At 39.7% G+C, this 13,962-nt stretch carries 12 protein-coding genes; 2 read left to right on the top strand and 10 right to left on the bottom strand.

Annotated features, from left to right (window positions below):
- Positions 1-14 precede the first annotated feature (14 nt).
- The 5 genes from R4Z09_RS24090 to R4Z09_RS24075 form a co-directional block, all read right to left on the bottom strand.
- Positions 15-1,889, bottom strand: coding sequence for an ABC transporter ATP-binding protein (locus tag R4Z09_RS24090; RefSeq protein WP_338449236.1), 1,875 nt, complete (start codon positions 1,887-1,889; stop codon positions 15-17).
- On the bottom strand, positions 1,886-3,610 hold the full coding sequence (locus R4Z09_RS24085; protein ID WP_338449235.1) for an ABC transporter ATP-binding protein: 1,725 nt from the start codon (positions 3,608-3,610) through the stop codon (positions 1,886-1,888). The genes R4Z09_RS24090 and R4Z09_RS24085 overlap by 4 nt, the downstream gene beginning before the upstream one ends.
- Positions 3,611-3,819: 209 nt before the next feature.
- Positions 3,820-4,263, bottom strand: a complete 444-nt coding sequence (locus tag R4Z09_RS24080; RefSeq protein WP_338449234.1) for a hypothetical protein — start codon at positions 4,261-4,263, stop codon at positions 3,820-3,822.
- Between the two features lie 743 nt (positions 4,264-5,006).
- Entirely contained in the window at positions 5,007-5,282 is a 276-nt protein-coding gene (locus tag R4Z09_RS31180; protein ID WP_422392315.1) for a nuclease-related domain-containing protein, read from the bottom strand.
- The gene (locus tag R4Z09_RS24075) at positions 5,264-5,527 is read right to left on the bottom strand and encodes a hypothetical protein (protein ID WP_338449233.1); all 264 of its coding nucleotides are present in this window, start codon (positions 5,525-5,527) and stop codon (positions 5,264-5,266) included. The genes R4Z09_RS31180 and R4Z09_RS24075 overlap by 19 nt, the downstream gene beginning before the upstream one ends.
- Positions 5,528-5,679: 152 nt before the next feature.
- On the opposite strand from R4Z09_RS24075, the gene R4Z09_RS24070 reads away from it, so the two are divergent.
- Positions 5,680-6,204 (top strand): methylated-DNA--[protein]-cysteine S-methyltransferase, encoded by a 525-nt coding sequence (locus R4Z09_RS24070; RefSeq protein ID WP_338449232.1) that lies wholly within the window; start codon positions 5,680-5,682, stop codon positions 6,202-6,204.
- 21 nt (positions 6,205-6,225) lie between these two features.
- Complete coding sequence (locus tag R4Z09_RS24065) at positions 6,226-7,158, top strand: DNA-3-methyladenine glycosylase (RefSeq protein WP_338449231.1); 933 nt, start codon at positions 6,226-6,228, stop codon at positions 7,156-7,158.
- 77 nt (positions 7,159-7,235) lie between these two features.
- Here R4Z09_RS24065 and R4Z09_RS24060 read toward each other — a convergent pair whose 3' ends face one another.
- The 5 genes from R4Z09_RS24060 to R4Z09_RS24040 form a co-directional block, all read right to left on the bottom strand.
- Positions 7,236-7,649 (bottom strand): VWA-like domain-containing protein, encoded by a 414-nt coding sequence (locus R4Z09_RS24060; RefSeq protein ID WP_338449230.1) that lies wholly within the window; start codon positions 7,647-7,649, stop codon positions 7,236-7,238.
- Positions 7,650-7,878: 229 nt separating this feature from the next.
- Entirely contained in the window at positions 7,879-9,018 is a 1,140-nt protein-coding gene (nspC, locus tag R4Z09_RS24055) for a carboxynorspermidine decarboxylase (protein WP_338449229.1), read from the bottom strand.
- A 10-nt stretch (positions 9,019-9,028) separates the two neighbouring features.
- Positions 9,029-10,228 carry a saccharopine dehydrogenase family protein gene (locus R4Z09_RS24050; RefSeq protein ID WP_338449228.1) on the bottom strand — a complete coding sequence of 400 codons (1,200 nt, stop codon included), beginning with the start codon at positions 10,226-10,228 and terminating at the stop codon, positions 9,029-9,031.
- A gap of 405 nt (positions 10,229-10,633) precedes the next feature.
- Positions 10,634-12,700, bottom strand: a complete 2,067-nt coding sequence (gene fdhF, locus R4Z09_RS24045; RefSeq protein ID WP_338449227.1) for a formate dehydrogenase subunit alpha — start codon at positions 12,698-12,700, stop codon at positions 10,634-10,636.
- Positions 12,701-12,867: 167 nt separating this feature from the next.
- The gene (locus R4Z09_RS24040) at positions 12,868-13,776 is read right to left on the bottom strand and encodes a VanW family protein (RefSeq protein WP_338449226.1); all 909 of its coding nucleotides are present in this window, start codon (positions 13,774-13,776) and stop codon (positions 12,868-12,870) included.
- Positions 13,777-13,962: the final 186 nt, after the last annotated feature.

Here is a 13,962-nt window from a genome sequence, read left to right as displayed (position 1 = left end):
CAGCCTCTTACTTTTTATCCTATTGATTGATCAGTCTTTTGTTCAGAGAATTGACTGTGATACAATTCAGCATAAAAACCATTTTGTGCTAATAGTGCTTCATGGTTTCCTTGTTCGATGACTTTCCCTTCATTCATGACGAGAATCACATCTGCATCTCTAATCGTGGACAACCGATGCGCAATCACAAAGCTGGTCCGGCCTTTCATCAAATGATTCATAGCCTTCTGAATATGAACCTCTGTCCGTGTGTCAACACTGCTTGTGGCTTCATCTAAAATTAAGATCGGCGGGTCGGCTAAAATCGCGCGGGCGATTGTTAATAATTGTTTTTGACCCTGAGAAATATTGGTCGCTTCTTCGTTTAGGATCGTATCATAACCCTCCGGAAGGGTACGGATAAAATGGTCAGCATGGGCAGCCTTTGCCGCTTCTATAACCTCTTCTTTTGCTGCGTCTTCCCGACCATAGGAAATGTTGTCGGCAATACTGCCATGAAACAGCCATGTATCCTGAAGCACCATGCCAAACAGGCTGTGTAAATCACTGCGTTTTAGCTCCGTAATATCAACGCCGTCAATTCGAATCGTACCGTTATTGATCTCATAAAAACGCATCAGTAAATTCACTAGCGTCGTTTTCCCCGCCCCTGTTGGACCGACTATGGCAACGGTTTGACCCGGCTCGACATCTAAGTTCATATCCTTGATCAGCAATTGGTCTGCTGTATAGCCAAAGTCAACATGCTCAAATGACACTCTCCCTTTCGGAAAAGAAAGAACTTTTACCTCCTGCGCTTCGGGAACCTGCTCCTCTTCATCTAAAAACTCAAAAACCCGTTCAGCGGAAGCAACCGTTGATTGAATGATATTGGCGATATTAGCTGTTTGGGCTATAGGCTGTGTAAACTGGCGGGAATACTGAATAAACGCTTGAATATCCCCAACTGAAATGAAGCCTTTAGTGACAAAAATACCGCCGACGATACTAATGAGAACATAAGCAAGGTTACCAACGAATGACATTAAAGGCATGATGATGCCGGAAAGGAATTGGGCTTTCCAGCCATATTGAAATAATTCTTCATTAACGGCTGAAAATTTTTCAATTGCTTTCTTTTCGTGACCAAAAGCTTTAACGACCTCATGGCCCGTATACATTTCTTCGACATGGCCGCTTAATTGACCCAAAGTCTTCTGCTGTCCGACAAAATACCGTTGTGATTTTTTCGCCACGACCATCGTGATGACAGCGCTAAGCGGCAAAGTAACAAGTAAAATTAGTGTCATAACGGGACTAATTGTAAGCATCATGATAATAACACCAATAATAGTCACAATCGAAGTGATAAACTGGGTTAAGCTTTGCTGCAGTGTTGTACTAATATTATCGACATCATTGACAATCCGGCTTAATGTTTCACCTGTTGTTGTACTATCAAAATACTTTAACGGCAAAGTGTTAATTTTTGCTTTCGCTTCTTCCCGAAGTGTATAAACGGTTTTTTGTGCCACGCCGGCCATCACATATTGTTGAATCCACATGAATAAAGAACTGAATAAATATAGACCGGCTAACAAAACGAGGATCCTGAATAAATACTCAAAATCAATTCCGGCACCAGGTATGCCTTTGAATTTTTCCATCAGGCCTTCAAAAATTTTTGTCGTAGCCATTCCAAGGATTTTCGGTCCCAATATCGAAAAAACGGTACTTAATATCGCGGCAACCAAAACAGTCAGTAGTTGGAAACGATAGGGAGCTAAATAGCGGATTAATCTTTTTAACGTCCCTTTAAAATCCTTTGCTTTTTGAACCGGGGCTCCCATTCCGCCGTGCGGTCCAAATCCAACCCCTTGTCTTCTTGTTGGTTCTTTACGATTACTCATGCTAATTCCTCCTCTGTGGCTTGGGAAGAGACGATTTCCTGATAGACTCGACAAGTCTTCATTAGCTCTTTGTGTGTACCAATTCCCGCGACATTGCCTTCATCAAGAACGATGATTTGATCTGCATACATGACAGTAGAAACCCGCTGTGCAACAATTAAAAGCGCTGCCTGTTCCGTTTCTTGTTTTAGGGCTGCCCGCAGCTTCGAGTCGGTTTTATAATCCAAAGCAGAAAAACTATCATCAAATAAATAGATTTCCGGCTTTCTCACAAGTGCTCTTGCAATAGACAGACGCTGTTTCTGACCCCCGGAAAGGTTCGTACCTCCTTGGGAAAGGACTGAGTCCAGCCCTTTTTCCATTTTGGATACAAACTCAAAAGCTTGAGCTGTTTTGACAGCATGCAGCAGTTCCTCATCGCTGCTGTTCTCATTACCGAATAGAAGATTATCCTTTACAGTACCGGTAAAAAGGACGGCCTTTTGCGGAACAAGACCGATTTTTTTCCTTAGAGATTGTAATGTCATATCTTTAATATCCACTTCATCGATTAGAATGGAACCAGAGTCGACTTCATAAAAGCGGGGAATCAGTTTTAACAGGGTTGATTTTCCTGATCCGGTACCCCCGATAATGGCTGTTGTTTCACCTGGCTTCATGTTAAATGAGAGATCCTTAAGGGCAGGGACCTCTGCACCCGGATAGCAGAACGTTACATTTCGAAATTCTAAATAGCCTTTTTTCTGAGCGGTGATAGGATTATTTGTTTCCAGCATTGTTGGCTGCATTTGCAGCACTTCATGAATTCGTGCAGCAGATGCAGAAGCACGCGGAATCATGACAAACATCATCGACAGCATAATCATCGAAAACATAATTTGCATCGCATATTGAATGAAGGCCATCAAACCGCCAACCTGCATATCGCCGTCATCAATCCGAACAGCACCGAACCAGATGATTGAAATCACCGTATAGTTCATAATCAGCATCAATACAGGCATTAATAAAGCCATGATTTTATTCACTTTAATGGAGGTTTCCGTCAAATCAGCATTTGCCCGCTGAAATCGATTCTTTTCATAAACGATTCGGTTAAAAGAGCGAATGACTCTTATACCGGTTAGGTTTTCCCGTAGTACACGATTCACTTGGTCGAGCCGTACTTGAACGAGTTTAAATAATGGGATCCCTTTCCAAACAACTAGTAAAATGACAACAAAAAGAACAGGTACCGCGACAAGGAAAATTTTTGTCAGCTCTGCGTCCTGCGAATACGCCATGATGATTCCTCCAATTGCCATAATTGGAGCCGTTACCATCATGCGCAGAATCATATTCACCACTTGCTGGACCTGTGTAATATCATTTGTCGTTCTCGTAATTAACGAAGCCGTGCCAAATTGATCAAATTCCTGTAATGTAAAATTTTCAATATGTGAAAAGACTTTGTGACGTAAGTCTTTCCCAAACGACATCGATACTTTTGCGCTATAATAACTGGCAGCAATGGAACATGCCGTTCCAAGAGCTGCAACTAGTAACATCAAGCCGCCAATTTTCCAGATATATGGAATATCCTGGTGGACAACTCCTTTATCAATAATGTCAGCCATTAATGTCGGCAAGTACAGCTCTGATAAGGATTGGGAAAAGATAAGAGCCAGTACGAGAACAATCAGCATTTGATATGGCTTTAAATAGCGTAATAATTTCAGCAAATTGAATTCATCTCCATTTATTTCGGCATTGAAACGTATATATCATACTATAAAATATGGTATTGGAGTAAACTTTTAGAGTGAGATTATCGAGTTGGGGGAATGAATTAGTGAGTAAGGTATCGAAGTGACTTTGATAATTTATTGAAATGAAAACAGGGTGTCCAAAGCTTCATTTGATTTGGACACCCTGTTTAATATGTTGCACATCAATGAGCAGCAGACCCGCGATGTTTATGAAATATATTATGACCATTTCGTCGAACATAGAAGAAAAATCCCAGAATTATCTCAACAATACCAATTCCAAAGAATAAATGATGTAGCCAATTAATATCTGTCAGCCAGTACATTTGCGCAGAAATCCACAGAATCATCACCATTCCAAGAATCATCGTGGCAATCCCAGTATGACGATAATTCTTAAAAGCTAAATAGGAAACAATTAAACTAGCAATTCCAGTGATAAAAAATAAGAAAATACCTGGAATGAGAAAGTTCTCAAATGGTGACTGCTCTAACAGCTCGATTGGGACACCCATACTTTCACCACTCGGATCCATCATAGCACCCAGCCCGCCAGCCGTCGCCCCTATTCCCACAAACAACAATAAAGCACTAGTCACATTCGGCAAAAACTTCCTTTTGTTCATGACCTCAACCTCTTTCAATTGAATTAAAAGAATCGTAGTTAAAACAAATGAAGTATTTTCCTACTTATATTATTGATATATGGGAGCATAGGAAACCTGTGTAAATTTTAGGAATTCTAAATCTCACAGAGGTTAGCTCTTACGCTACAAAAATCGAAGACCCGAGAGTAAAAAGAAATGATAGGAGTCCATTCGTGCCCGTAACCAAAGAAATAAGAGAGGAGCGGGAAAGAAAGAGGTTCATTCGTGCCCGCAACCAAAGAAACAAGAGACGAGAGGGAAGTAACGCCGTCCATTCGTGCCCGCAATTAATTAAATAAGAGAAAAACAGGAAATAAATCAGAACACTTTTGTTTTTGAACAATGATTTAGGAAAAAATAATTAAGTAGATCTAGTAATACAAACTGAATTTATTTACTTTTACTTGGATCTTCAGGAATGGCAAAATATGAGCGTGTACTATGGAACATAATTTTATAGTTCTTTTTCAAAACTCTCCTAATTGTCTTCTTTGACTCAATCACTCCATACCATTCAAAAATACCATTCGTCGTAATTGTCTTCTCCGGAAAAAGCAATTTAAATTCCTCGATGCTTCGCAGCAACCCACATATAATACCTTTTTTCAGTTTGCTATACTTATACTCAGGAATGTTTGTTAAAGGAGGTGTAGTGTTATGCATGGAGATTAATTGCTCAGCTAACTTATGATGGGTTCTGTATAATTGAGAGGCTTTTGTTTTTAGCTTTTCGATAAACGATTCAATTGTGTTGGAAAGATTGCAGGAAGATGGAGTGGTGTTTGATATAGAGTAAATTCAGGGTGAATAAAAATAAGGTAGGCTTCGATTGAAAAGGTAGATCCGAGACCAAGATCATGGACCAATCTCCGGTACAAAGATTCACATGGTTTTAATTGATCAAAGGGGTTTTGAATTTCATTTCCGGATTTGCTGTACCATGTGTCCTTTTCAATATAAAAATCACCGGCAAAGTTTTTTACTTCAAAGAGGTAAATCGTCCTTTGTGAAATAAGTGTTGAATCAATTTGAAAAGGAGTATTATTTTTTCTAACAATAAGTCACTTATAATGAGATCACTAAGTTGCTTTTCTAACAGCATAGCTTCACATTTCTTTTCACCATGGTATCCTTTCTCAAGATTTGTATAATATTGTTTTTCGGATAAGGATAAATCCATTCTTGTGTTTAAGCTTCGCAGCATTTTTAATTTTGTTGATTCCGTTAAAGGTTTAATCAGCATATGACACTTCCTTTCATTTACATTAATCATTTGTAATTAGGACTATATATACAAGTGAAAGAAATACTCATCATGACTTTTAATTCCTTATTCAAAAAAATAAAGTGGAAGTTATAATAAGGATAAGATGAATTTAAAAGGAGGGATTCAAAGTGAAGCAACAACATAAAACAGTCATCTATTGGTCCTTACTGAATCATAAAGCGTGGAAAATGTACTTGGCTGCTACTGATAAGGGAATTTGCTTTGTTGGATCGCAGAATATGCCGTTTGACGAGGTAATAAACTGGGCAGAAAAAGCATTTCCAGGGAGTCCTCTTGAGGAGAATGCCAAGAAGCTGCAGCCCTATGTGGAACAAATAACCGAATATTTGGAAGGGGAACGAAAAAGCTTTTCGATTCCATTTGATTACAATGGGACCGAGTTTCAGCAGGCTGTCTGGAAGGCCCTTTGTGAAATACCATACGGAGAAACGAAATCCTATTCAGATATTGCCCATCACATTCAAAAACCGGCTGCCGTGCGGGCAGTAGGGGCGGCGATTGGTAAAAATCCAGTACTTATCACGATTCCATGCCACCGGGTTGTTGGAAAAAATGGCTCATTAACAGGGTTTCGGGGCGGTTTGGATATGAAGAAACAGCTCTTAGAATTGGAAAGGAGCTGTCAATCCTAGTTAACAAACAGGAGGTGCGCTATGCAAAATCAATTTCTCGATCCTGCTATCAAATGGGAAGAAAATGGAGAAAGCTTGAAAATCTACACCCCAAAAGAATTCAGCTTCCGTCAAAACTTAAAATATCTATCAAGATCCCCAAATGAATGCCTGTTTGAAGCCACAGAGGATAAAATCATACGAGCCCTTTCTCTACATAATGAGACAGTTCTGATCGAAATCACGGCAGAAAATGATACAATGCTAGTTGTCCGCTTTTTAGCTGATACTGCCTCAAGAGAAAAAGAAGCAGTTGTCAAATATGTTTATGAATGGTTTGATTTAGGTACGGATATTCGTCCTTTTTATGACTTAGCTAAAAGGGACCCGATTTTACATAACTTTGTTCATCATTTTTTCGGGTTACGGATAATGGGAATTCCTGATTTATTTGAAGCACTTGCATGGGGGATTATGGGTCAGCAAATTAACTTGGCATTTGCTTACACCTTAAAAAGACGGCTTGTAGAAAAGTTTGGTACATTTGTAGAGCATGATGGCAGGAAATATTGGTTATTTCCAAAACCTGAAGCGATTGCTCATTTACAAATTAAGGATTTAACAGAGCTGAAAATGACGGGGAGGAAAAGTGAATACTTGCTGAACGCAGCAAAGCTTCTTCTCCACGATGAACTCTCAAAAGAGCAGTTACTGCAGACCAATAATGTGAAGGAGGTAGAAAAAATTCTGACGAAAATCCGCGGTATTGGTCCATGGACTGCCAACTACGTATTAATGCGCTGTCTACGTTTTCCTAATGCATTCCCGATTGATGATGTTGGGTTACATAATTCTTTAAAATTAGCTTTAGAGAGAGACGAAAAGCCCGTCAAAGAGGAGATACTTTCATTTTCGGAAGGCTGGGCAGAATGGAAGTCCTATGCTACCTTTTATTTATGGAGATTACTTTATTAAAAGGATTCGTCCAGTCAAGATTAAATTTTTTTATTTCTATATTGAGCGAACAGTGCTGCACTGTTCGCTCTGTTTCATTAAGAAGCTACTTTAATTGCTCTCCCAAACGGTACCTTTGGCAGGAATTCATCAGGTACGAGCCAGAACATTTCAAAATCAACATTTTCCATATCTTCATAAATGTATCCGGTCACATCAGTGATATAAAATAATGTATCAATTTTTTCTTTTTCAGCCCATTCTAATACTAAAGTATAGGAGGCTTTTCCGTGGGTATGATATTTGATTGTGTCTGCTTTTACTGGTTCGATGCTACGTATTTTGTAATCGGCTTGAACGAGCAATGTGTCGGGCTTCACCGTTTCAAATAACTTTACAATATTATTAATTAGCAGTGCTGGGACTTCATTTGTTGACGTATCTACAGCGAGTGCAATTTTCTTTTCTTGTCGAGATTGAATCATAGATAATAAGGTTTTTTGCCATTTCAAAATCAATCATCCCCTTTAAAGACTTTTAGCAGCAGTTCTTATTTTGCATTTCAATAGGAAAAATATAATGGCTAAGCATAAAAAGTTTTAGCCTTGTTGTAAATTTCTTGTACATAAAAAAGCTGTAAACCCTAATATAGCGAGAATACAGATTTTCGTAAGCTGCATGCATGTTATGTAAAATTTAAATAAGCCATCAGTGGGGAAAACACCACTGATGGGGTCTCTATTATGATAAACGGTTGCTATAATCTTCAAAACCGAATTGTCTAATCACTTTAATTCCTTCTTCATCGTTATAAGATGCAATTGAAGGCAGGTTTACACCATTGAACATATGGTTTTTCACCATTGTATAGTGTGCCATATCAGTGAAGACAACTTTATCGCCTGGTTTTAACGGCTCTTTGAATGAGTAATCACCGATCACGTCGCCCGCAAGACAGGTCATTCCTCCAAGTCTGTACGTGTATTCAAGCTCATTTGGCTGACCTGCATCAATGATATTTGGCCGGTACGGCATCTCAAGAACGTCAGGCATATGGCAGGTTGCGGAAGTATCAAGAATTGCAATCGGCATTCCGTTGTCCACAATATCGAGAACGGTTGTTACAAGATAGCCGGTATTCAAAGCAATCGCTTCGCCTGGTTCTAAATAGATATCAACTGAGTACTTCTCTTTCATAAATAAAATAGTTTCAACTAAGGTTTCAATATCATAATCAGGTCTTGTGATATGATGGCCTCCCCCAAAATTGAGCCACTTCATTCCTTTAATATACTCACCAAATTTTTCATCGATAACCTTAATCGTACGAGCAAGCGTATCGGAATTTTGTTCACACATAGTGTGGAAATGTAATCCGTCAATCCCGTCAAGCTCATCCGGTTTAAAGTTAGCAAGAGTAACGCCAAGTCTTGAATTTGTGTAGCACGGATCATAAAGCGGTGTTTCAATTTCCGAATACTCAGGGTTGATACGAATCCCAGATTCAATTTTTTTTGGATGGTTTTTCACTTTATCCTTGAATTTTTTCCACTGTGGAAAAGAATTGAACACAATATGATCAACATAGCCTAAAAGCTCATCAATTTCCCTATCAGAATAGGCAGGTGCGTACGCATGCACTTCCTTGCCCATTTTTTCATAGCCAAGTCTTGCTTCAAATAAGGAGCTGGAAGTCACACCCTTTAGATATTTGCCGACTAAAGGGAATACAGAATGCATGGAAAAACCTTTTAAAGCAAGTAGGATATTGCATCCAGTGCGCTCCTGTACGGAATTCAAGATTTCCAGATTCTTTGTTAAAAGTCTTTCATCCACAATATAACAAGGTGACGGTAAAGCAGCAAAATCAATTTTCTTCATTTATCATACCTCAATCTAACAGCGTTGGCGAGAAGCTTTCTTGCCATGGCAGCCCGTTTTTATTTAGTTCTTCCATAAATGGATCTGGGTCAAACTCTTCGACGTTGAATACACCAGGTTTTTTCCAAATGCCTTTCATCACAAGCATGGCACCAATCATGGCTGGAACACCTGTTGTATAGGAAATAGCCTGTGAGCCGACTTCAGCGTAGCATTCTTGATGGTCACAAACATTGTAAACATAATAGGTTCGCGGTTTGCCATCTTTCATGCCTTGAATAATACAGCCGATATTCGTTTTTCCTTTTGTTCTTGGTCCTAATGATGCAGGATCAGGGAGGACTGCTTTCAGGAATTGAAGGGGAATGATCTCTTTTCCTTCAAATTCAATCGGCTCGATGGAAGTCATCCCAACATTTTCAAGCACTTTTAAATGTGTTAGGTATTTCTCGGAGAAAGTCATCCAAAATCTGATTCGCTTTACTCCGTTGATATTAACAGCAAGTGATTCTAATTCCTCATGGTACATAAGGTAAATATCTTTCGGACCAATTTCAGGCAGATCATAGACTTTCTTAACAGCTAGTGGCGGCGTTTCAACCCATTCTCCGTTTTCGAAATAACGGCCGTTTGCCGTTACCTCGCGGATGTTGATTTCAGGGTTAAAATTTGTCGCGAAGTGATATCCATGATCACCGGCATTGGCATCAACAATATCAATCGTATGGATTTCATCAAAATAATGCTTTTGTGCATAGGCAGTAAAAACGCCTGTAACCCCTGGGTCAAAGCCGCTGCCAAGCAGTGCTGTTAAACCAGCCTTTTCAAATTTTTCTTTATATGCCCATTGCCACTTATACTCAAACTTAGCAGTATCAGGCGGCTCATAGTTTGCTGTATCAACATAATGAACACCTGTTGCAAGACACGCATCCATAATGGTTAAATCTTGATAAGGGAGAGCAACATTGATCACTATATCTGGTTTGAAGCTATTTATTAGGTCAATAACTTCATCGGTATGGTCAGCATCAACTTGTGCTGTAGTAATTTTTGTATTGCTGCCCTCTAATTTATTCTTAAGAGCATCACATTTTTCAAGCGTTCTGCTTGCAATGCAAATTTCCTCAAAGACATCTGGGTTCTGGCAGCATTTATGTACAACAACACTCGCAACGCCACCAGCGCCAATAATCAACGCTTTTCCCAATCTTAATACCCCCTTAATCAAATTCGCCCGCCGAATTTGCGTCCGGATTTTTATCACGGCTTCAAATCGCCACATCCTGTGGCTTTCGCCTGACTAGGACGTCCTGTCCGTCATCGGACTCGCTCGATAAATTACCATTGAAAAATCGCAAGACTCGCCGGAGGCTTAACTTCATTCAGCCGGGGTTTGAATCCCTGTTGAAGCAGAAAGCTTTTTGCATTCATCCCCCGCTTATTTAAGCAGAGGACTTCTGCTGAATGAAGTTAAAAGCCAATCAGAGTGATTATACAGAAATTATAAATAGCAATCAATAAATTACGACAAATTATGAGTTTTTCTCTTAGGTTCATGCAAATAAAAAACTCCCGCTGTGCGGAAGTATGAATCGTATTTAAAAAGTGAAACTTAAGAACGTAACGGTTTAACATTTACTGCACATGCTTTAAATTCAGCAGTTCCGGAAATAGGATCGTATTCATTCAATGTTAAAACATTTGTTGGTACATCACTAAAATGGAAGCTCATAAATACGAGGCCTGGAACCACTTGGTCGGTAACTTTCGCTTTCACATGGAGCGATCCTCTCCTTGATGAAACCTTAACCATATCGCCAGTTTCAATGCCAAGCTTTACGGCATCATCCGGATGAATATCAAGGCTTTCTTCTGTTTGCTTAATTTTCACACCGCTTGCATAGTAACGGGTTTGCGAGTGTGTATTATAGGATTCATATCTGCGCCCGGTTGTCAGTGTTAATGGATATTCTTCATCAGGGAGCTCAAGCGGCTCTGTATAGGTTACCGGTACGAATAGCGCAGGTGCCTCATTTGTTTCATTCTCTTCATGGAATCGGGTGTGAAGTATGAATGTGCCTGGATGTGACTCATCTGGACAAGGATAATGAAGGCTATATTCCTGATCAAGCCGGGAATAAGGCATTCCGCCATACATTTCCCACGCAAGTGTACGCAGCTCATCCCAAATTTCTTCACTGCTTTGATAGCTCATTGGGTAATCGAGTTTTGTGGAAAGGTCACAGAGTATTTCCCAATCATCCTTCGTATTTGGATGCGGCTTGACGGCTTGACGAACACGCTGAATACGGCGGTCTGTATTTGTATAAGTGCCTTCAACCTCACCCCATGATCTGGCAGGAAGGACCACATCAGCCAAGAGAGCTGTTTCTGTTAAGAAAATATCTTGAACAATCAACAGATCAAGTTTTTCTAAAATTTTCTTTGTATGATTCATATGAACGTCTGCCATAAGAGGATTTTCACCGATGACATATAGGGCTTTTACTTCCCCGAGTTCCATTCTTTCAAAGGTTCTTGTCTGCGTATCACCTGCGATTGGATTGATTTTTACATTCCATGCTTTCTCAAAGCGGGCGCGGTAGTCATCATTGGTTAAACTAACAGCACCGGGCAGCTGGTTTGGAAGACAGCCCATATCACCGGCACCTTGTACGTTGTTTTGTCCGCGCAGCGGCATGATCCCGCAGCCTTCTTTTCCAATATGTCCTGTTAGCAAGGCAAGATTGGCAACATCAAACACGTTGTTTACACCGCAATGATGCTCTGTAATACCAAGTGTATAGGCGATCATGGCTTTATCAGCTGTTGCATATTCTCGTGCTGTGTCAATAATATCCTGTGGTGATAAGCCGGTAATGGAAGCTGCATATTCCGGCGTATAGATTTCTGTCATTTCTTTTAATCTAGTAAAATCATTTGTATATTTTTCAATAAATGCAGGGTCATATAACTGCTCTTTGATGATAACATGAATCATTGCGTTCATTAGTGCAATATCTGTGCCGACATGAAGCGGTAAATGACGGTGAGCACTTTTAACCATATCAATTTTCCGCGGGTCAATCACAATCATTTTCATACCTGATTTAACTGCCTTTTTCATTCGATTGGCAATAATCGGATGGGCTTCTGATGTATTTGAGCCCATTAATAAAAGGACTTCCGTACGGTCAAAGTCTTCCAGCGTGTTTGTTGGAAAACCGCTGCCAAATATAGTTGCCAGACCGGCAACGCTTGGAGCATGTCAGGTTCGGTTGCAGCCGTCAATATTATTACTTCCGATGGCAGCTCTCATGAATTTTTGCGTTACATAGTTGACTTCATTCGTGCTTCTTGCTGTCGCAAATGCTGTAATCGCATCTGGACCAAATTCAAGCTTAATGGCTTTTAATTTGTCAACAATGAAGTTATAGGCTTCTTCCCAGGTTGTTTCAACCAGTTTGCCGGCTTTACGGATGAGTGGTGACGTAAGTCGGCTTTTGGCATGAACATATTCGTAAGCGAATGAGCCCTTTACACATGTCTGTCCTTTATTGACAGGAGCTTCTTTGTCTCCGCGGATTTTAACAATCCGGTTATCTTCTACTTCGACAATTAATCCGCAGCCTGTTCCACAATAGCCGCAAACCGTTTTAAACTTTGTAGTCTCTCCCATAAGTACCCCCCATTTAGGATCCTAGTATTACTTATTTTATTTATTATACATAAATTATATTTCATTAGCGGTGATTGTTATCACAAAATTATGAACAAAAAAACACCCCGACCATTCGTTTTCAAATTTGTCGGGGTTTGGGCTGTGTGAAAAATTGGATAAACAAACTAATCTGCTATTTTTGTTTCAGGAGGAAGCTTATGTTCTGTACTAGGAATTCTATTTGGTTTTGCCTCGATTTCATCTGAAGAAAACACAAGAACAACCATCATTCCATGAATGGCCTTTGCTTTAATTAAAATCGGCTCATTATATTCATTTTTAAACGTAAAGTCAGGACCATACCAGCTGACTGTTGCATCACGCCCCGCTGGAACATATCGGACTCGTTTGCTGTGCGAATAGCGTTCCAATATTTTCATGCCCGAGCGGTCAACGGCATTATAGAGAGTAGAGGAAACCTGACAAATACCTCCGCCAATTCCTTCCGCCATCTCGCCTTTCACAATGATCGGAGCTGATAAATATCCTTTTTCTTTTGTCCGCTTGCCGACAGTTTTATTAAAGGAAAAAGTTTCACCAGGAAACACGACGGAATTATCAATCGCTTCTGCAGCAAGATAAATATTATGAGATCTTTCTTTATTTCCACTGTTAAAATAAGTGACATAATGGCCGATTCTTTTGTCGTTAATTGCGGCAAGAATCTCGCTGTCCACACGAGGGTAAATTCTCCTGGTAGGAGCAGCAATTGTTGAAGGGCCATGTTGATAAAAATAAGATAAAAGCTGCTCCATAAAAGCGTTTTTGTTCAATTCAATGCCTGCCTGCTCAGGGACGATACGTCCCGAATCATCAATCACTGCATCGACGGCTTCTTTTCGGATATTCCTGTCAAGCTGGTCTGAAAGCTGAGTAAGCTTTTGCATATCCGCAAGAGTAATACCGGGGGTAGGTGAAGATAAATCAGAACGGCTGACCGTCATAATAGGTACGTTTTCATGAGTAATAGTCAATTCATCTGGTGTTTGCTGTTGAAAAACAAGTAAAAGTCCTAATATCCATGCGAAATTCAATCTATTCACCTCATATATAGTATTTGGGAAGGTGAATTTTTTTATGTGATGAAAGTGGACTATCTAAACTAAAAAATGCAGTCAAGATAATAGCATTCGTTTAGTTCTTAAGAAATAGGTATAAAATCATAATATCCATTAATATTTTACCTTATATTTACAACTAATTAATATAATTGAAGTAAA

The organism is Niallia oryzisoli, from assembly GCF_036670025.1.
Taxonomy (GTDB): Bacteria; Bacillota; Bacilli; order Bacillales; family Cytobacillaceae; genus Bacillus_BD; species Bacillus_BD oryzisoli.
The sequence above is the reverse complement of the archived record's forward strand: the minus strand, read 5'-3'. Positions and strand labels throughout refer to the sequence as shown.

Bases quoted from the DNA above. Each gene is read 5' to 3' on its own strand.
- R4Z09_RS24090 (WP_338449236.1), bottom strand. From the start codon at position 1,889: ATGAGTAATCGTAAAGAACCAACAAGAAGACAAGGGGTTGGATTTGGA.
- R4Z09_RS24080 (WP_338449234.1), bottom strand. From the start codon at position 4,263: ATGAACAAAAGGAAGTTTTTGCCGAATGTGACTAGTGCTTTATTGTTG.
- R4Z09_RS24075 (WP_338449233.1), bottom strand. From the start codon at position 5,527: ATGCTGATTAAACCTTTAACGGAATCAACAAAATTAAAAATGCTGCGA.
- R4Z09_RS24065 (WP_338449231.1), top strand. From the start codon at position 6,226: ATGCAAAATCAATTTCTCGATCCTGCTATCAAATGGGAAGAAAATGGA.
- nspC (WP_338449229.1), bottom strand. From the start codon at position 9,018: ATGAAGAAAATTGATTTTGCTGCTTTACCGTCACCTTGTTATATTGTG.